This is a genomic window from Chitinophagales bacterium (assembly GCA_017303835.1).
In the GTDB taxonomy this organism is placed as follows: Bacteria; Bacteroidota; Bacteroidia; order Chitinophagales; family Chitinophagaceae; genus JAFLBI01.
On the sequence record JAFLBI010000001.1, the window covers coordinates 2580797 to 2600903 of the forward strand.

18 protein-coding genes are annotated in these 20107 nt (G+C 43.4%); 13 read left to right on the forward strand and 5 right to left on the reverse strand.

The features are described from left to right. Nucleotides 1-20 precede the first annotated feature (20 nt). Genes J0L83_11675 through chrA form a run of 3 tightly spaced genes read left to right on the forward strand, consistent with a single transcriptional unit; the run spans nucleotide 21 to nucleotide 3173 of the window. A complete protein-coding gene (locus tag J0L83_11675) occupies nucleotides 21-653 on the forward strand; it encodes a Crp/Fnr family transcriptional regulator (protein MBN8665229.1) in 633 nt (210 codons plus the stop codon). An 11-nt stretch (nucleotides 654-664) separates the two neighbouring features. Then, nucleotides 665-1876 (forward strand): hypothetical protein, encoded by a 1212-nt coding sequence (locus tag J0L83_11680; GenBank protein ID MBN8665230.1) that lies wholly within the window; start codon nucleotides 665-667, stop codon nucleotides 1874-1876. A 31-nt stretch (nucleotides 1877-1907) separates the two neighbouring features. Then, nucleotides 1908-3173: a chromate efflux transporter gene (gene chrA, locus J0L83_11685; protein MBN8665231.1), complete on the forward strand. Its 1266-nt coding sequence runs from the start codon at nucleotides 1908-1910 to the stop codon at nucleotides 3171-3173. 3 nt (nucleotides 3174-3176) lie between these two features. Here the strand turns inward: chrA and J0L83_11690 are convergent, their stop codons facing one another. Then, nucleotides 3177-4787 (reverse strand): hypothetical protein, encoded by a 1611-nt coding sequence (locus J0L83_11690; GenBank protein MBN8665232.1) that lies wholly within the window; start codon nucleotides 4785-4787, stop codon nucleotides 3177-3179. A gap of 170 nt (nucleotides 4788-4957) precedes the next feature. On the opposite strand from J0L83_11690, the gene J0L83_11695 reads away from it, so the two are divergent. From J0L83_11695 to J0L83_11705, 3 genes are all read left to right on the forward strand, one after another. Beyond that, nucleotides 4958-6163, forward strand: coding sequence for a GAF domain-containing sensor histidine kinase (locus J0L83_11695; protein MBN8665233.1), 1206 nt, complete (start codon nucleotides 4958-4960; stop codon nucleotides 6161-6163). 34 nt (nucleotides 6164-6197) lie between these two features. After that, nucleotides 6198-7058 carry a serine hydrolase gene (locus tag J0L83_11700; GenBank protein MBN8665234.1) on the forward strand — a complete coding sequence of 287 codons (861 nt, stop codon included), beginning with the start codon at nucleotides 6198-6200 and terminating at the stop codon, nucleotides 7056-7058. Nucleotides 7059-7456: 398 nt separating this feature from the next. Then, nucleotides 7457-8167 carry an IPT/TIG domain-containing protein gene (locus J0L83_11705; protein MBN8665235.1) on the forward strand — a complete coding sequence of 237 codons (711 nt, stop codon included), beginning with the start codon at nucleotides 7457-7459 and terminating at the stop codon, nucleotides 8165-8167. Between the two features lie 233 nt (nucleotides 8168-8400). Here J0L83_11705 and feoB read toward each other — a convergent pair whose 3' ends face one another. Then, nucleotides 8401-10518 (reverse strand): ferrous iron transport protein B, encoded by a 2118-nt coding sequence (gene feoB / locus J0L83_11710; protein MBN8665236.1) that lies wholly within the window; start codon nucleotides 10516-10518, stop codon nucleotides 8401-8403. A 132-nt stretch (nucleotides 10519-10650) separates the two neighbouring features. Between feoB and J0L83_11715 the strand changes: the two genes are divergently transcribed. From J0L83_11715 to J0L83_11730, 4 genes are all read left to right on the forward strand, one after another. Then, the gene (locus J0L83_11715) at nucleotides 10651-12300 is read left to right on the forward strand and encodes a M28 family peptidase (GenBank protein ID MBN8665237.1); all 1650 of its coding nucleotides are present in this window, start codon (nucleotides 10651-10653) and stop codon (nucleotides 12298-12300) included. 1 nt (nucleotide 12301) lies between these two features. Beyond that, nucleotides 12302-12745: an IPExxxVDY family protein gene (locus J0L83_11720; protein MBN8665238.1), complete on the forward strand. Its 444-nt coding sequence runs from the start codon at nucleotides 12302-12304 to the stop codon at nucleotides 12743-12745. Nucleotides 12746-12854: 109 nt separating this feature from the next. Further along, nucleotides 12855-13088: a 4a-hydroxytetrahydrobiopterin dehydratase gene (locus J0L83_11725; GenBank protein ID MBN8665239.1), complete on the forward strand. Its 234-nt coding sequence runs from the start codon at nucleotides 12855-12857 to the stop codon at nucleotides 13086-13088. Then, nucleotides 13088-13765: a class I SAM-dependent methyltransferase gene (locus J0L83_11730; GenBank protein ID MBN8665240.1), complete on the forward strand. Its 678-nt coding sequence runs from the start codon at nucleotides 13088-13090 to the stop codon at nucleotides 13763-13765. The genes J0L83_11725 and J0L83_11730 overlap by 1 nt, the downstream gene beginning before the upstream one ends. Here J0L83_11730 and selD read toward each other — a convergent pair. The 3 genes from selD to J0L83_11745 all read right to left on the reverse strand — a co-directional run bounded on the left by selD (nucleotide 13762) and on the right by J0L83_11745 (nucleotide 16953). Beyond that, on the reverse strand, nucleotides 13762-14814 hold the full coding sequence (gene selD / locus J0L83_11735; GenBank protein ID MBN8665241.1) for a selenide, water dikinase SelD: 1053 nt from the start codon (nucleotides 14812-14814) through the stop codon (nucleotides 13762-13764). The genes J0L83_11730 and selD overlap by 4 nt on opposite strands. A gap of 1 nt (nucleotide 14815) precedes the next feature. Beyond that, nucleotides 14816-16000 (reverse strand): MFS transporter, encoded by a 1185-nt coding sequence (locus tag J0L83_11740; GenBank protein MBN8665242.1) that lies wholly within the window; start codon nucleotides 15998-16000, stop codon nucleotides 14816-14818. A gap of 65 nt (nucleotides 16001-16065) precedes the next feature. Then, nucleotides 16066-16953, reverse strand: coding sequence for a biotin--[acetyl-CoA-carboxylase] ligase (locus J0L83_11745; protein MBN8665243.1), 888 nt, complete (start codon nucleotides 16951-16953; stop codon nucleotides 16066-16068). Between the two features lie 6 nt (nucleotides 16954-16959). On the opposite strand from J0L83_11745, the gene rsfS reads away from it, so the two are divergent. Genes rsfS through J0L83_11760 form a run of 3 tightly spaced genes read left to right on the forward strand, consistent with a single transcriptional unit; the run spans nucleotide 16960 to nucleotide 20097 of the window. Beyond that, on the forward strand, nucleotides 16960-17364 hold the full coding sequence (gene rsfS, locus J0L83_11750; protein ID MBN8665244.1) for a ribosome silencing factor: 405 nt from the start codon (nucleotides 16960-16962) through the stop codon (nucleotides 17362-17364). Between the two features lie 40 nt (nucleotides 17365-17404). Beyond that, entirely contained in the window at nucleotides 17405-19471 is a 2067-nt protein-coding gene (ftsH, locus tag J0L83_11755; GenBank protein MBN8665245.1) for an ATP-dependent zinc metalloprotease FtsH, read from the forward strand. Further along, a complete protein-coding gene (locus J0L83_11760; protein MBN8665246.1) occupies nucleotides 19468-20097 on the forward strand; it encodes an LUD domain-containing protein in 630 nt (209 codons plus the stop codon). Before ftsH ends, J0L83_11760 begins: the two co-directional genes overlap by 4 nt. Nucleotides 20098-20107 lie beyond the last annotated feature (10 nt).

The window sequence follows — 20107 nt, forward strand, 5'->3', positions numbered from 1 at the left end:
TCTCAATTCGTTCTGTTATGATGATAGACATCGACTTACTGTTGGCCTATGGTGCCGCCTATAAAAGATTAGTACCTGGAGAAATTATCTTTAAAGAAGGTACTGCTTGTAGCTTCTATCATCAAGTAGTTAGTGGTCAAGTGCGTTGGGTAAATATCAATGATGAAGGAAAAGAATACTTGCAAACTTTAGTTGAAGTAGGGGAGAGCTTTGGTGAATTGCCACTGTTCGATGGAGAGCCTTATGCAGCAACAGCTATAGCTAACAAAGATGCTGTAGTGATTCGATTGCATCAATCTACATTTCACCAATTATTGAAAGATCATCCGGAAATACATTTTGAATTTTCAAGATTATTGACCAGCAGATTGCGGTTTAAATTTATGCTGGTGAAGGAAGTGGCTATTCATGAACCAGAGAAGCGTATCATGTCTTTACTAAATTACATGAAAGCCAAGTGTGATCATATTTGTCCGCATTGTGCGCAGATCAAACTAACCCGCCAGCAAATTGCTGATATGACTGGTTTGCGTGTTGAAACTGTGATTCGTGTCATGCGTCAATTGCACGAAAAAGGAATAATTCAAATCCAAAAGGGAAAAGTTTACTTCAGTAATATGACTGAGGTCATATCCAAACGCTGTACAGCGTAGTTGTTTTGTACATGGTTTTTTCTAAAGAAGTACAGTATTGGTTTCGTATTGCATTGATCAATCTTGCTGTAGTAGCTGCAGCAGGTATTCTGTTGCGACTAAAAATCGCGTTTAGTATTCCCTGGCTATCACAAAAACATCTGTTGCACGCTCATTCACACTTTGCTTTTTCGGGCTGGCTAAGTTTTGTATCGATGTTACTCATTGCCGCTATCGTGCTTGGTCAACAAGGCTTGGGAAAGCTTACTCAACTACTCAAGTGGCAATTGATAGCAGCTTATGGTATGCTTATTGGTTTCATGTATCAGGGGTATGGGCTCGTATCTATTACTTTCTCAACGGCCTCGATTGTGATAGCTGTTATCTATACAATACAGATGTGGCGTTATTTGAAAAGCACTGATGTAGTGCATCAATTCTTCAAGATGGCCTTGGTTTTGCAATTGCTTTCTGCTTTGGGTACTTTCTTTCTAGCCTACTTGATGATCAACCATATTGTACATCAAAACTGGTATCTGGCAGCAGTCTATTTTTTTCTACACTTTCAATACAATGGTTGGTTTCTGTTTACTGTACTAGGGCTGGGTATTTGGTTATTGCGTTATTATGGAATTGAGTTAGCCAACGCTAGGCGTTGTTTTCAACTCTTTGTTATCGCTGTGTTGCCGGCTTATTTTTTATCAGCTTTGTGGTTACCTATGCCTCAATGGTTGTATGCGTTAGTGGTACTGGCGGCTGCAGTACAATGTGTAGGGTGGATGCTCTTAATAAAAGACTTGGCTCCGGCTTTATCGTTGCTAAAAAAACTACTGCCGCTGATTGTACAGTTTTTGTTAGGTATGTCGGCATTAGCCTTTTCCGTTAAATTGATCTTGCAATTAGTATCTACAGTACCCACACTCAGTGAGTATGCATTTGGTTTCAGGCCGGTAGTAATTGGTTACTTACACTTGGTTTTACTAGGCGTACTTACCCTCTTTATTGTAGGCTTTGGTTATGCCACTGGCTTAATACAGCCAAGGCGGTTGAGTCATGTAGGTACAATCACATTCTTTATAGGCGTTTTACTCAACGAATTCCTCTTAATGGTGCAAGGTTTGTCTTATATGAACTATATATTACTGCCTTATGCCAACTTGTGGTTACTATTTGCAGCAATAGTGATGTTTGCTGGATTACTGCTACAAGCAGCTGCGCAATATCGTGGCCGTATCTCTGCTTGAAGCATTTTCAGTAATTTTCCGCATTATCCCCATGTTCCGGTTGCTGAGACATATACCGTTTCTGCAGGCTGTCTTATTGCACAGCCTTACTGCTTTTGGCGGGCCCCAAGGTCATTTCGGTATGATGCTGAAAACCTTTGTGCACAAACGCAGGGATGTTACAGAAGATGAGCTCTTAGACCTAAATGCCTTCTGTCAGTTATTGCCCGGCGCCTCTTCTACGCAAACTTTAACATTGATCGGATATAAGCGTGGTGGTATTCCCTTGGCCATACTTACCCTGCTTATCTGGATTACACCAGCATCTGTATTGATGGGCGGACTCTCATTCTTACTCAACTTTTATTACGATCAATCTATTTATCAGGGGTTATTTCGTTTTGTACAGCCGATGGCGATTGGCTTTATTGCTTTTGCTACCTATCGCATGTTTGGATTAGCAATACACAATACCATTACGCGTGTCATCTTTTTAATTGCCGCTTTTGCTATTGTGTTGGGATTTAAATCGCCCTGGACTTTTCCTGCTTTGATACTCGCTGCAGGTATTGCTACCAATTTCAGTGATAAACGCATCCCGCAAAAAGGTACACCACCCAAGCAAGTGAAATGGGGTAATCTTTTAATCTTTCTCGTCATCTTCGGCTTGGCGGGTTATTTATCTGAAACAGCTACCAAGCAAAACTGGGAGAACAGAAAAATCTATAACCTCTTTGAGAACAATTATCGTTTCGGTAGTCTGGTATTTGGTGGTGGCGATGTGTTGATGCCGATGATGTATGATCAGTATGTATTGCGCCCAGAATCAAAAGTGATTCAACGTAACGGCCGTGATGTATTGAAAATGACGAATGAGGATTTTTTAACAGGCTATGGTTTGGTGCGCGCTATACCCGGTCCAGTTTTTTCAATTGGCGCTTATACCGGCGGTATGGTGATGCGCAAAGAAGGGGTGACTATGCACTTGGCTGGTTGCATCATCGGTTCCTTTGCCATTTTTTTACCTAGCTTATTGTTGGTCTTGTTCTTCTTTCCTGTTTGGCAGAATCTCAAGAAGTACGCTGTTATTTATCGTTCACTAGAAGGTATTCACGCAGCCGTTGTAGGTATTATGGGAGGTGCCACGCTCTATTTGTTACAATCAGTAAACTTGAATAAAGTAACAACAGGAGAAATGGGTGCACTAATGGACTTAGGTGTTGTGCTACTCACATTTCTCCTGTTGCGATATTCTAAATTACCCTCCCCGGTGATAGTGGTGCTCTGTTTATTACCGGGCTTGTTTCTGTTGGGTTGATTGTTAAAAATCTTCTTCCTCGTCTTCTATTTCAATTTCCTTTCTTACTTCAATGATAATGGAGAAGCCATTGCCATCCTTTGATTTTTCTTTTAGTAAACTCAGGTAAGGGGCACTGTATTTTTTCGCATGCTCGTACATATAATTGTCTCCATTCTGGCTGTAGTGATATTCATTACCCAATACCTGTGTTAGTTTTTGGTGCCATGCAGCCATTTTTGTTTTGATGCTTTGCTCAGGTATGTTTTTCTCCATCACTGCGTAAAACCCAGATCCAAGCATGTCTTCAATGTAATTATCCAGCGCGCCGTTTACTTTAATGGTAGTACCATAGCGGGTTGCCATAAAACCGGCACCATCGATTTTCGCCCCCTTTTTACCATCAAATCTGTTCTCTGCAAATCCAACAGCCTGTATCAAGGACTTTGCAAACTCAGTTGATCTAACTGGTGCATTGGTAATAAAGCGCTTCTCTTTACCGTATTCTGATGGCGCATATATTTTCAATGCAATCATATAAGCGCCAGACGTAAATGGGTCTTCAGCAATAGAGAGGCCATCTCCATTGGTTTTAAAACCGCCATTTGTTTTCTCGCCAATCGATGCTCTTTTAACCTTGCCATTTTCATTCAGATAGATATTGAAGTGGTAGTCTTTCAGACAATCAGACAGCTTTTTTTGAATCTGTGGAAACTGCTCTTGTGCTGCCTGATAAGTAAGTCCACTGGCAAATACAGCTTCCAGATCATGCTTATCCGTTTTTTCAGGGACCCTTATTTTACTGTCTGTACTTACTAATACATATGTTTTCTTAGCACCAGGAAAACTTTGTTTACTAGGAAAACGAAAGTGATAGCCAATAAATCCATCATCTTCAATTGTGTATGAAATACCGCGAATACTGCCAAAGCCCTTACTTGTATTTAACTTTTTTAGGTCGGCAAACGCTTCACAATCGTTGTTGTAGACAACAGGTGGTTGATTTGATTGGGCTAAATCCACTAATTCCAAATCATCAAATTCAACTCTTTGCTTATTGTCTTTTACCAAGCCAATATAATTCCCATATAAAATTTGTGCGGGATAGGTATTCACTTGTTGATCATCGATCAATAACAGCCAATTACTTCCTTGCTTTTTCACTTCCAGCTTTTGCTGAATAAAAGGATCTTTTTTAACGATATCTGTTTTAACCCACTTGATCAGCTCCACAGTTGATCCATTTACCCATTTTGACAGACAGTAATATCCAGAAGCAGCAAGTAAGAATTTATATCCTGAAGTAGGTGAACTGCTATTGGCGCCAAATACAAGTCCGTATCCCCAATCCTTTTCACCGCCCGTGAATGTTGCTTTTACAGAAACACTAAAATCTGTATTGATGTCCAAATCAGTACCAATTTTTTCAATCCTTGCGCCGCTGAAAGAAGGGTCAAAGTCCCAAAGAATACCCTTACCATTATAAATGGCAAATTGATTTTTATCGTTTGTGTACACATTCCACCTGTTGCCGGCAGTACTAAAATCTTCTTTAAATATCGTTACCTGTGCATTTGCAATAATGCAGCTGATCAAAAACAAAGTGACCATCAATAGAGAATGCTTGTTTTTCATGTGTCCTTATTTCAGTTGTAAAACTATTCAGCGGCAAACCGCCGTAAATACCCTGTAATGGGTATTTAAAAGCCCCTTAATCGAGGGGCTGAGGCCAAAATGGCTTGAAAAAAGCCGTAAATTGCAATAACAATATCCTGAACCGCCATTGATTGGCTAACTGACAAACCATGAAAACATCCGAATTACCAGAGGATGATCTCCATCGTTTACGCGAATTGCACCGTTACGGTGTATTAGATTCTGTTTATGAAGACGAGTTTGATGGCGTTGTGCAACTTGCATCGCGCATTTGTCATATGCCCATTGCATTGATCTCGCTTACCGATGCTAACCGACAATGGTTTAAAGCCAGAGTAGGTTTTGCGGCACCGGAAATTCCGCGTGAGGTTTCTTTTTGTACCTATGCCATTGCATCGGGTGCAGATTTGTTTGAAGTGCGGGATGCAGTAAGGGATGATCGCTTTATAAATAATCCATTGGTAACGGGCGCTGAGCAGATTGGTTTTTATGCAGGTGTGCCTTTAATCAATAAAAACGGATTTACCATGGGTACGCTTTGCGTGATGGATCACCAACCCAATCAATTGAATGATGAGCAGATTTTTGCATTAAAGATTTTATCGCAACAGGTCATCAAACTGATGGATCAGCGATTATTGAATAATCAGTTGGAGCAACAAAAGCTGAAAGCGCATCAGCAGATGGAGCAACAGAACAGAATTCTCTCCATCATCGCGCATGATGTGCGCAATCCCATTCATGCAGTAAAATCTATTATCGAACTCAGTAATAAGAAAATGTTGACACAGGAACATGCACAAGACCTGATGCAGATGGCCGGTAAGCAGATTGACGGTACACTGGAATTGCTGAATAACCTGATTGATTGGGGCTCTATGCAGATGAAGGGTCGCGGTTTTGAAACAGAGAAAGTACACTTGCGCACGCTGGTGAGCAATATGTTCAAGTCGTTTGAAGTAGTGGCTTCGCTGAAAGCGAATATCATGGTAAACTTGGTGGATGAAGATCTTTTCCTGAAATCAGATATCAATGCTTTGCGCTTTATCCTGCGCAACCTGATCAATAATGCCAATAAGTTTACCAAAGAAGGGGTGATTACTGTGTATGCACACATGCAAGATGATGCTGTGATGATCTCTATTAGTGATACCGGCGTGGGTATGTCGGCTACTGTACGCGATCAATTATTTGATAGCGAGAAGTACCAAAGCATGACGGGTACGAATAACGAAAAGGGTTCCGGTTTGGGTTTGATTTTGACCAAGGATTTTGTAGAAGCATTCAAGGGAAGCATCAAAGTAGAGAGCGAACCCGGCAAAGGCACTTCTGTGTATTTGAGTTTTCCTGTATAAGTCGCTTGTATTATCTTGTGTGAAATCATTTTCCATGCGTGTTATTGTATTGATCTTGGCCTGCTTCTTAGGCATGCAAGTAACTGCACAAAGAACTGATCATCGGTTAACCAAACAAATTCAGGAACTGATTCAAGGCTTTCGCGGAGAGATCGGCGTGTATGTGCACGACTTGGAGAAGAATAAGGTTGTGGCCATCAATGCTGATTCGGTTTTCCCAACTGCCAGCATGGTGAAAATACCTATTCTGGTTGGGGTGATGGATCAGATCAGCAAGGGGCAATTGCAGTATCACCAGAAACTTACCTATAAAGATTCACTATTGTATGCAGGTGAGGATATCCTGGGTTCTTTTAAATCAGGCGAACAAATTGAGTTAAGCAAAGTGATGATGCTGATGCTAACAACCAGCGACAATACTGCCAGTCTTTGGTTGCAGAGTTTGGGTGGAACCGGTACGCACATCAATTCATTGATGGATAGTTTAGGTCTGCAACAAACACGTGTAAATAGCAGAACACCGGGCAGAGAAGCCAATCGCAATCAATATGGGTGGGGACAAACCACACCTGCTGAAATGGCCAGGTTGATGGAAATGATTGTTAATAAGAAAGTGATTAGCGCTACTGCCAGTGAACAAATGCTGCGTTTATTGGGCAGAAACTATTGGGATGAAGAAGCACTCTCGCAAATTCCGGCCGGCGTTTTTGTGGCGAGCAAAAACGGTGCAGTGAATGCCAGCAGGAGCGAGGTTTTGTATGTAAATGGAGATGATGCCCGCTATATCTTTTGCATTTGCACCAAGAATAATCAAGATCAAAGTTGGGGACCTAATAATGAAGCTTGGGTATTGACGAAGAAGCTGTCGGCTTTGTTATGGAAATATTATAATTGATGTTTGCCCTTGTTGTTCGCCCAACAAATGATAGTTCATTTATCTGAGTTCATTTTCAGGAGACCATACGAGGACTGGGACGCTGAAGGCGTCCAATATATATAGCGACAATAATGGTAAAACGCGGCACAACCCCGAAGGGGTTGAACAATTATGTTTCTTATGCCATTATTGATCACCTATTTATTAAACACTGACGAGTCCGGATTATTATTGAATTAAGTCATGCATACAGGCGTGATTGCGTTTTAAAACTGTGTAACTTCAAGTAAGCGTTTAGAGATAAGTTTCAATTATCATGATGCTTTAATCAATTGCGAGTTTGTATCATCATTTTAGAGAGTGTTTTAATGAAAAACCTAGCAATCATATTATTTTTAGCGGTGTCTTTTTCTTGTATGAAACCTGTTGTTGAGCCTCAGGCAATAGAGATAAAAAGCTTTCTTCCTATTACTGCTACTACTGATGATCCTGTGCGTATTGTTGGCGCAAATTTTTCAAGTGGTATGCAAGTGAGTTTTGGCGGAACTGCAGCCAAGTCGGTTCAGGTAGTGTCAGACTCAGTAATTTTTGCAGTAGTGGGCGCTGGTGCATCCGGTAATCTCACTATTACAAAAGATGGGAAAACTTATACAAAGTCAGGGTTTCAGTTTTATATCCCTAAGATATATCAACTCATTGGCTCTTATGAAAGCCAGCTATCTGTTACTCAGATTAGGGGTGGCGTTCCTGTTGATACTATTTTTCGCACTTATGGTATAGATACTGGTAAGGTTATTTTGATGAAGAATAACCCTTACGATACGGCAAGAAATGCATTTGATATTTTACCAAGTGGTAACAAATACAGTAGTTATGCTAGCGATACATCTTTATACAGAATCAAGGGTATTGTTGATCAAAGTGTAAGCGATGTCAAGCTTGATATGCTGAATGGAAGAGTGTTGTATCTCTCTTTCAAAGACACTTCTTTTACTTGTGTTAATCCACTTGCCTACAAGCGTGTACTACAAACTTTAAATGGCTCACTTTCCAATGGAACACTTCGTGTTCAATATACGGCTCAATATATCAATGCAAAAAAACTTGCTACGCTGGTAAGTAATTAAATGCGACAGCCCTTGTTGTTCATCTGACCAATAATTATTTATTCCCAGAATCACTTTCATGAGCTCCTGCGAAGACTGGGACGCTGAAGGCGTCCAATAGGAATAGCAAAAATTATTACAAAACGCGGCACAACCCCGAAGGGGTTGAACAATTATGTTCTTTTATTGAAAAGACGCGGTGAGGACACCGCTTTATGGCTCAATAATCTGTGTAATCCGCTAAATCCGTGTAATCAACTAAATAAGACATAAGTGCCCCAGCTCAATACATAAGCCAGCACGGTCATGTACACCAATTGAATCACCGGCCATTTCCAGGACCTGGTTTCTCTTTTTACCACGGCCAGCGTACTCATACATTGCATGGCCAATACATAAAAGACCATCAGGGATAAACCTGTTGCCAGTGTATATACTTTGCTACCATCAGAGTAGGTAGCAGATTGTAATTTTTCACGCAGTGAGGTATCATCATCTTCTTCCACACTATAGAGGGTAGCCATCGTGCCAACAAATACTTCTCTTGCAGCAAATGAAGTAATTAATGCAATGCCAATCTTCCAATCATAGCCCAGCGGACGAATTGCCGGCTCAATTGCCTGACCTAATATACCTGCGTAAGAATATTTCAACTGCTCAGCTGATTGTACTTTATTCAAAGAATCTGCTTGTGCAGGCGCATCAGCAATCATGGCTGCATACTTGCTTTCGACTTTTTCCATTTTATCGCCCGGTCCGTAACTACTAAGGAACCACAACAACAAACTGATCAACATAATCACCTTACCGGCATCAAACACAAAAATTCGTGCTTTCTCTACCATAGTAATAGCGGCATTCTTCCAACGTGGTGCACGATAAATAGGCAGTTCGAGAATGAAGAAACTCTTCTCCTGAATCTTGATGAAAAACTTGGCGATATAACTCACAACCAGCGCCATTACCAAACCCAACAAATACAGGCCCATCATCACCAGTCCCTGTAAACTCAGGAAACCAAAATAATAATGGTCGTCAATCACTAACGAAATCAAAATGGTGAAAACGGGCAAACGTGCACTGCAACTCATCAATGGGGTGATGAGAATGGTGAGCAATCTTTCTTTTCTGTTCTCAATATTGCGCGCACTCATGATGGCCGGCACGGCACAGGCAAATCCACTGATCATAGGCATCACACTCTTGCCATTCAAACCCACTTTGCGCATCAACTTATCACTCAGAAAACTGATACGTGCCATATAGCCAGTGTCTTCTAACAAGGTAATTAAGCCAAACAAGATCATGATCTGTGGTACAAACACCAGAATACCACTTAAACCCGCCACCAATCCGTTGATCAATAAATCGCTCCACCAAGCAGTAGGTAAAGTGTTGCCCAATGCAGTACTCACTTGTTGGAAAGCCCACTCAATTCCATCCATGGGATAACTGGCCAACCAGAAAATACTTTGGAACAATAAAAACAACACACCCAATAAGATCAAATAACCCCAGGTACGGTGTAATAAAATATTATCGAGCTTATCTGTAAACAGTTTCTTCTCAAGCGGATCAGGCTCAACCACATTCTTCTGCATGATCTGTCTGATGCGCGAATAACGCTGCATCACTTCTTCGGCCTGTACTTTAGACGGACTAAACTGATGGGCTTCTTCCAGTTTTTCAATCAGACTCTGTTCGCGTTCAGCCAGCGGAAAATTTTCGTGGTTGATGAGGTAATGCAAAGAAGCATATTCACTCAGCTTGGGAAATAATTTCTGCATGCCGGTCACAGCCGCAGGTGCCAATGCTTTGGCATCAATAAAATCGCGCGAAGGTGCTTTGTATTGTTCTGTGCTAATTTGTTGCACCGCTTTTTTCAATGCAGCCAAGCCTTTGTTCTTGCGTGGGTTTACCGGAATCACGGGCACACCCAATTCGGCCTGCAGACCAATCAAGTCAATCTTGATGCCTTTTTGCTGGGCAATATCATTCATGGTGAGGGCCACCACAACAGGCACTTTCAAATCAATGATCTGGCTACAGAAGAGCAGGTTGCGTTTCAGGTTGCTGGCATCGGCCACAAGAATCACTGCATCAGCATGAATCTCGGTGTCGGCATCCATCATCACTTTATAAGCTACCCACTCATCGCCGCGGCGCGGATATAAACTGTAAGTACCGGGTAAATCAATCAAGACAGCTTGTTCCCCATCTTCAAAATCAAGTCCGCCTGTCTTCTTATCAACCGTAACGCCGGGGAAATTGCCCACTTTCTGGTTCAAACCGGTGAGGGCATTGAATAGGGATGTCTTTCCACTATTGGGATTACCCACGAGGGCGATATGTACCGGTTTGGAAGCTGCCATCAAAGTCTGCAAATGTAACCGCACCCTCTAGCGCTTACTTACGAGATTGGGAAACGAATCTGCCGCAATTTTACCTTCCCATTACCGTAATGCGGGGCAGCTTGCTACATTTGTAGCCGCTAAGCAACCGTTATGAAGAAATTAGTGCTCATCCTGCTGCTCATCCCCGTCCTGACTATCGCCCAGAGTAAACGTAAAAAAGCCCGCGAAGCGGCCAAGCAAAGTGCGGCTATTGTTGCCGGACTGAAAACCCACGTACAGTATCTGGCTGATGATAAGCTCGAAGGTCGCCGCACAGGCACCAAGGGTGAGGAAATGGCCATGCAATACCTCGTGCAACAGTACCAGCAAATGGGCATTGCACCCAAGGGCAGCGATGGTTATGTGCAAACTTTTGAGATCAATGAGGGCAAACAAGCAGTGGCACCTACCAAATTGGTGGTAAATGGTCAGGCTATGCAGCTGACAACTGAGTTTTTTCCATTGGCGTATAGTGGTGCAGGTGCAGTGCAGAGTTCAGCCGCTGTATCGCTGAATGAAAAAGACCATCCTTGGTTTAAAGATGTGCGGGATTGGTTGGAGGAGAATAAGAATAATCCGCATTTTGATATAGAAGAAGCCATCAAAAAAGAAGCGCAGCGTGCTGCTTCGCGTGGTGCTTTGGCCTTGATTCTTTGGAATTCAGGTGAGCAGGTGGACAATATTCAATTCAATAAGAATGATAAATCAGCTGCAACCAGCATTCCGGTGCTGTATGTAACCAAAGCGGGTAGTAAAAAATATTTCACTGATCAAACCAGCACTTTACAATTGGATATTGCCGTGAAGTTGGAAGAGAAAAAGCGCAATGGGCATAATGTGATTGCATTCATCGATAATGGCGCACCCAATACCGTGATTCTTGGTGCGCATTATGATCACCTGGGTTTTGGTGAAGATGGCAACCAGACAGATCCGCAAGCGGGTGCTGTGGTGCACAATGGTGCAGATGATAATGCCAGCGGTACAGCAGCTTTGCTGGAACTGGCCAAACTGCTGAAGCAATCAAGTCCTAAGAACAACAATTACCTCTTCATGCATTTCTCTGGTGAAGAGTTAGGCCTGTTTGGTTCTAAGTATTGGTTGGAAAAACCTACAGCCACCATCACACCCAATTACATGATTAATATGGATATGGTGGGCCGTTACGATACTGCCCGCAAATTGGTGATTGGTGGTTATGGTACTTCGCCTTTGTGGGGACAATTATTCTCTTCTATCAGCACGCCTTTATTGGTGAAGTTTGACAGCACGGGCAGCGGACCAAGTGATCATGCGTCTTTCTATAGAAAAGATATTCCGGTGCTTTTCCTGTTTACCGGCAGTCATAGCGATTACCATAAAGCCACCGATGATTGGGATAAGATCAATTACGACGGACAAAAAGACATTGTACGATTGGTGTATGAAGTGATTGCCAAAGCAGATGATAAAGGTAAATTAGCTTTTACCAAAACAGCAGAACCACAAATGGGCCGTGCCACCCGATTTACGGTGAGTTTGGGCGTGGTGCCCGATTACGGCTATAGCGGCACGGGTATGCGCATTGATGGTGCGAGTCCCGGTAAGTTGGCGGATAAGCTGGGCCTGAAAGCAGGTGATGTGTTGATGCAGTTGGGCGATTACAAGTTTGTGGATGTGCAGAGCTATATGCAGAGCTTGTCTAAGTTCAAAAAAGGCGATAAGACAAAATTAAAAGTGAAGCGAGGCAATGAAGAGCTGGAATTCGACGTTGAATTCTAGTATGGCCACGTCTAAGCTGATTCTGGATATTGAAGAACTGAACGAGGATTTTTTTGAAGAAACCCGCCTCTTAGGTATTATGGGTTCTATGAAGAATTACCAGTTCTGCCTGCAGGTGAACAAACTGCTGGGCTTTCAGTTTCGGATGAATCCGGAGATTGAGATTCACTTACGCAAGAAAGACCGCCGCTATTATTTCTCTATTTACGAATCCAAGGAGAAGAACAGTTTTCTTACGCATTATCTGTACCACAACCATTGCGATGGAGAATACTTACTGCCCGAGTTCAGGCATATGGATTTTCTATGGCTCATGAAGGGCGATTGGGTGGATGATGAACGCTGTGGTTGGATCATTCAATCTGTAAAAAGCCTGCAAGGCATTCAGATGGTTACCGAGCTCACCAACGAAATGATCCGCAACAAGGGGAATATGGTGTTTTGATCTAGGTGTACACTGTTGCACAGCATTGCCTAATTTCACTCTACCATTCAATCATTCTAACATCCATTCACTCTATCATTAACTCATTCACTCATTCAATCATTGAATTATGTGGTCCGAAGTCAACAATACACTATATCGAAAATTTGAATTTGCCGATTTCTCTGAAGCATTTGCTTTCATGACCCGCGTGGCGATTGAGGCAGAGAAATTGAATCACCATCCTTTGTGGACCAATGTGTGGAACAAAGTGGAGATCTGGTTGAGCACACATGATGCTGGCAATGTGGTAACAGATCTGGACAGAACATTGGCCAAGCGTATTGATGCTTTAGTGAAATAATGCAAACAGAACAATCCATACTCGATAGCTGGCAGGTGAATGCTGCACCATGGAGCAAAGCCATTGCGGATAAAGCCATTGAAAGCAGGCAATTGGTAACGAATGCAGCAATTGTGAAAGCCATTACCCAATTGCAACCTGCTTCTGTATTGGACTTAGGTTGTGGCGAAGGGTGGTTGAGTCGTGCTTTGAAAGCTGAACTGCCACAAGCCAATATCAAAGGTGTGGATGCGATTCCTGCGTTGATTGATGCAGCAAAGAATTTATCGACAGCTATTGATTACACAGTAGCTAGTTATCAGGATATTATTGCAGGTGCATTACATGATGCACAATACGATTTGATTGCCATCAATTTTGCTTTGTTTGGTGATGAATTGGTGCGTGACTTATTACAAACCCTGCGCAAGCATATTACAGAAGGTGGTTATTTGGTGATTCAAACATTGCATCCAGTTGTGGCTTGTGGTGATTTGCCTTACCAAAGTGGCTGGCGAGAAGGCAGCTGGGCCGGCTTCTCCAGCGATTTCAAAGATGCACATCCTTGGTACTTCAGAACACTGGAAGATTGGTTGGCTTTATTCATTCATTGCGGCTATCGAATTCAATCCATGCAGGAACCTATGCATCCCAAAACAGGTAAACCTGCTTCGGTGATTTTTATTTTGAAGAATTAAATCACCATCACTCTTTTCACTCCCGCAGCAGTCATGCGACCAATCGGCTGGGTAAATGCAGCCAAATTATTTGCTTGAAAGATGGCTTGTACTTCAGCCAAAGCAGTTGGTGCAACCGCAATCAATAAGCCGCCATTGGTTTGTGGATCGGGTAAAATGCTGAATGCTTCCATCACATTCACGCCTGCACCAAAACCGGTTTGTGCATTATAACTATTCCAGTTGCGGTAAGTGGCATCGGGTACAATTCTATCTTTTAAATAAGTTCTCGCAGATTCAAGAATGGGTATTTGCTGATAATGCAGTTCAGCGCCCAATCCGCTGCCCTCAGCCATTTCCATGCAATGGCCCAATAAACCAAAGCCGGTAATATCCGTCATGGCATGCACACCTTCAATTTGTCCTAATTGTGCGCCAATCTTATTGAGTGTTGTGAGTTGTTGTATCAATGCTGTTTGGTGTTCAGCTGCCAACACACCACGCTTCATCGCTGTGCTGAGGATGCCCACGCCGAGTGGTTTGGTCATGAGTAACACATCATCTTCTTTTGCAGTGTTGTTTTGTTTCAGTGCATGCGTAGCGACTAATCCGTTTACGGATAAACCAAAAATGGGTTCCTTGCTATCAATACTATGTCCGCCTGCCAAAGGAATATTCGCTTCTGCGCAAATGCTACGTGCACCTTCCAAAACTGCTTTCGCCAAATTGGCTGGTAATTGTTCTACAGGCCAGCCGAGAATCGCAATCGCTAAAGTGGGTGTGCCGCCCATGGCATACACATCGCTGATGGCATTGGCTGCAGCAATGCGACCAAAATCAAAAGCATCATCCACAATCGGCATGAAGAAATCCGTGGTGCTGATGAGCGCCTGACCATTCCCCAAATCATAGACTGCTGCATCATCTTTGCTGCTGTTGCCCACCAATAGTGATGGAAAATCGCCTGCAGGTAGATCGCTATGCAAAATGGTTTCCAGCACAGCAGGTGCAATCTTGCAACCACAGCCTGCGCCGTGCGAATATTGGGTGAGTTTGTATTCAGTGCTCATCTTATGCTTGTTTGGGAATGCGTGCCGCCACAAAGGTAGCCAGTATCACAACTGCCACACTAATGAATCCCACAATGGGATAATGTTCCAATTGTCCGTCAGGTGCTTTGGTAACAACCACACCTGCAAGCAAAGTAGCTAAACCTGTAAACGCTTGTGTGATACAACTATTGAAACTTTGGAAGCTGCCGCGTTGGTGCGGTGGTACTACATTGCTTACAATCGCTTGTGCAGGAATGTTTCGGCCACTGCTGAGTAAAAACCAAATACCTGTTACCACTAATACATAGTAATAAGGAATGCGGGGCATATTGGTGATGAGGAAAATCGGTATCACACTCAGCAAAGCAAAAATGGTAAAGACCTTGTGCTTGCCGTATTTATCAGAAAGCTTACCGGCCATGGGCGCAGAGAAAATGGTGACGGTGCCGCCCACCATGTACACCAGTTGTCTTTGCCATTCATTAAAGCCCACATTGAACTCCATGAATGGATTTAAAAATGGAATGATCACAAAGTGTCCCAACATTAAAGTAGCCGACAAAGTAAAAGCCGTCAAATTGATTTTACTGCCAAGAATATTGCGCAGTATCTGCATGGGCTTTTCCTTTTCAGCCAATAAATGCTCGGTCATGGGTTGCATGAAACGTGCAATGGATGGAATGATGATGATGCCCAAAGCACCAATGAAAAAGAAAGGCGCATGCCAACTGAACGTATCTGCTAAGAAAAGTGAGAGGGGCACACCTACAATAGAAGCCACTGAAAAAGCCGTAAACAAAAAGCCCATGGCTTGTCCGCGTCTTTCGTAGGGAAATGTATCTGCAACAATGCTCAATACCTGTGCGCCAATGAGTCCGCCAAACAAACCTGCAACGATTCTGCTACCTAACAACAAATAATGTGTGGGTGCAATGCCGCAGAAAATGGTACCAATGATGAATCCGGTATAACCGAAAAGCAATACTTTTTTTCTATCGAAACGATCTACGAAAAACATTCCAATCAATCCGCTTACAAAAGCACTAATACTGTATGATGCTACAATAATGCTGAATTGTTGGGGTGTGATATGAAAATAGGGCATGAGTTTGTTGCCGAGGGGCATCATCACCATAAAATCCAGGATATGGGTGAAGTTGATGCTGGCTAATAAAAACAGAATGATTCTTTCCTTCCAGGTCATGTGGTTGTGTAAGGGCGCAAAGTTGCCTGAATTATCCGGGCTGCAGAAATTCTGTTGACGAAGGGCTACATAATCACCCATTCTGCTTCACCATGGTTGAAAGCCGGTTGCATGGCACCATCAACAAGTAGCTGACCTTCTTCATTCACCCCAAGCACGGTACAGCTGAAGGCTGCATTGTTCTTGCGAAGGCGGATAACCTGCCCTTTTTTGTAGAGAATGGCGTTATAATCACTCAAAATGGGCGTAAGGCCTTTATGTAGCATTTGCTGGTAGCGTGTTTCCAGACAAGCGCAGAGCTCTTTAGCCAATGCTAATGTATCCATTTGTCTGCCGGTGATTTGTTTAAGGGATACCGGATTAATGAGTTCAGGCGGAAACAGGGTTTGGTTGATATTGATACCAATGCCGATAATCGCCCATTTCCAGACCGGCTCGCCGAATGTGTTGCTGCCAATCACCGATTCGATGAGGATACCACCTGCCTTTCTGTCACGCCAATACAAATCATTGGGCCATTTAACAGAACTTTCATCACCTGCATACTTGCTGAAAAAATCATACACACCCAAGGCAACAGCCATACTTAGCCCGAATTGTTGGTGCATTCCCCAATGGCTGGTATCGGCTACCAGTGATAAAATGATGTTTTGCCCTTCCGCCGTGCGCCAAACCTTGCCCATCTGGCCCCTGCCTGCAGTTTGTGCATGGGCAAAAAAGGCCGTTCCATGGGCAGCCGTATTGGCTTTCACCTGAAACATGGCATAACTATTGGTACTCGTAGTAGCAGCCAATTCTATGAACGGTGTTCCGAGGGGATTAGGGTTGGTTGGGGCTGACAAAGAATCACTATTTTTGAACGAATTTAGGTGAAGCCGCGTTAGCTTAGTAGTGCTTGTCTTGAATAAGACAGCTAACCAGGAAAAGAGCGATTGATAACTTAAAAACAGCATTCATTATTGGCAACACTATCTGTTTCGAATCTGCGTAAGAAGGGTACCGTGCTCCGGATCAACCGGAATTCTAAAGTGTTCAAGACCATTATCAGGGCCATTCAGGATAAAAAGGGCGAGCACATCGTCAGTTTAGACCTGCGTAAAGTGGCGGAAGCAGCAGCAGATTTCTTTATTGTCTGCGAAGCAACCAGCACAACCCAAATCAAAGCCATCATCGATCATGTAGACAATCAGATGCGGCTGGAATGCGCAGAAGCGCCTTACAGACAGGAAGGTTACAAGGGTATGCAATGGGTTTTACTGGATTACGTGAACATTGTCGTGCATGTGATGCACCCGGAATCACGTAAGTTCTACAAACTCGAGGAGATGTGGAGCGATGCCGATTTACAAGAACATAACTTATAAGCAAACAAGCGATCAATACAACTAAGAGGGAGAATGTGTTATGCCACAAGATGAAAGAAATCAGCGATTCAATTTTCAAGACAATAAGGGCGGCGGCGACGGACAGCGTAAAACGCCCCGTTTCAATATCTACTGGATCTATGGTCTGATTGCACTGACCTTACTGGGTGCGCAGTTCATGCGCTTCTCACCAGACCTGGTACGTGTATCTGAACAGGAATTCAAGCAGCAAATGCTGGTTGCAGGCGATGTTGAGAAACTGGATCTCGTTAAAAACAAAGACCTGGTACGCATCTATGTAAAGCCTGATGCGCTGGGTAAAGAGTTCTATGTAAAGAAGTTTGGTAAAGTATTGCCCCGTGAAAAAGTGAAGGGCATGCCTTTGTTCGAGTTTAATGTAACTGACTGGCGTAGCTTCAAAGAAGACCTACGCGAGTTTTACAAAGCCAATAATCTTGCTGAAGTTCCTGAGAACACAGTTAGCGAAGCCGAGTGGTTTGGTCCTGTGTTGAACACAGTAGTGAGTTTACTGGTGATTGTATTTGCCTGGATTCTACTCATGCGTAAAATGGGTGGACCTGCAGGTGGCGGCGGCCCCGGTGGTATTTTCAATATTGGTAAGTCGAAAGCAACCTTGTTTGAAAAAGGCACCAAGGTGAACATCACTTTTGCGGACGTAGCCGGTTTGGATGAAGCCAAGGTGGAAGTGATGGAAATTGTTGACTTCCTCAAAAATCCTAAAAAATATACTTCACTCGGTGGTAAGATTCCAAAGGGTGCTCTGTTGGTAGGTCCTCCGGGTACAGGTAAAACCTTGCTGGCTAAAGCCATGGCGGGTGAAGCACAAGTGCCTTTCTTTAGCCTGAGTGGTAGTGATTTTGTGGAGATGTTTGTGGGTGTGGGTGCAAGCCGTGTGCGTGATCTGTTCAAGCAGGCACGTGAGAAAGCACCTTGCGTGATCTTTATTGATGAAATTGATGCCATCGGTCGTGCACGTGGTCGTAACGCCATCATGAGCAACGACGAAAGAGAAAATACGTTAAACCAGTTGTTGGTGGAGATGGATGGTTTTGCAGGCGATGCAGGCATCATCATTCTGGCGGCTACCAACCGTCCGGATGTATTGGATTCAGCCCTGCTGCGTCCGGGTCGTTTCGATAGACAAATCACTATCGATCGTCCGGATCTGAAAGGTCGCGAAGCGATTTTCAAAGTGCATTTGGGACCGATTAAAATTTCTGAGAAACTTGATATTCATAAGCTGGCAGAACAAACACCTGGTTTTGCAGGTGCAGATATTGCCAACGTGTGTAATGAAGCAGCTTTGATTGCCGCACGTAATGGCAAAGAAGCGGTAGATATGAAAGACTTCCAGGATGCGATTGATCGTGTGATTGGTGGTCTGGAGAAGAAGAATAAGATCATCCTGCCGGAAGAGAAGGAAGTAATCGCTTATCACGAAGCCGGCCATGCGATTTGTGGTTGGTTCCTGGAGCATGCGTATCCTTTGCTGAAAGTAACCATCGTACCACGGGGTACAGCCGCTTTGGGTTATGCACAGTATACACCGAAAGAACAATACCTCTATACCATTGAGCAGTTGATGGATCAGATTCGTATGACATTGGGTGGACGTGCAGCTGAAGAAATTTTCTTCGGTAAGATTTCTACCGGTGCGTCTAATGATCTGCAGCAGATTACCAGAACTGCTTATGCCATGGTAACGGTGTATGGTATGAACAGCAAAGTGGGCAATGTGAGCTATTATGATCCTTCTGCTGAGAATACATTCACCAAGCCTTACAGCGAGGAAACAGGTAAGATCATTGATGAAGAAGTACGCAAGATCATTGACCTGGCTTATCAGCAAACACTGGTGCTTCTGCGCGAGAAGCGTGAAGAAGTGGAGAAACTGGCAAAAGCCCTGTTGGAAAGAGAAGTCTTGCACCAGAGCGATGTAGAAGAACTGATTGGTAAGCGTCCTTTTGGTGAGAAGAAATTGCTGGAAGTAGAAGAAGCAGAAGTAGTAGCGACTGAGACAGTTTCAACAGAACCTGCACCAGCTGCTGATACCACAACTGAACAAAATGATCAACCTGTTGCATGAGTCAGTCTGCAAGAGAAAATATTTTAAATAGGATTCAACAGGCACTGCAACAGCAAGTGCCTGTTCCCTTTCCTGCAAGAACAGTAGATCGTGCAGTCTTTCATGCATCTACTGAAGAACTGGCTATTGCCTTTGCAGAGAATTTTTCCAAATTACAAGGTCGATTTTCTTTCTGTGCCAATGAAGCTGAGTTGGCAGCTCAACTGCAGCAATTGGTGGAAGCCAGGCATTGGGAACATTTGTATTGCCGTGAGCAAAAGATTGTGGATATGCTTTCAGCCCAAGGCTTTCAAGCTGCCACTACAGATGACCTGCATCATTGTGATGCATCTATTACATCATGCGAGCAATTAGTAGCCAGAACGGGCAGTATGCTGCTGAGTAGCGCATCTGCAAGTGGCAGAACCACCAGTGTATATGCACCCGTACATATTTGCATTGCGTATACAGATCAGTTGGTTGATGATATTGGTGATGCTTTGTTACAAACAGCAGATCAGCATCAGCAATTGCCCTCACTGATTAGTTTAGCAACAGGGCCAAGCAGAACTGCCGATATCGAGAAAACACTGGTTGTTGGTGTGCATGGTCCCAAAGAAGTATTTTGTTTTCTCGTAGAACGCTGAGTCGGAATGG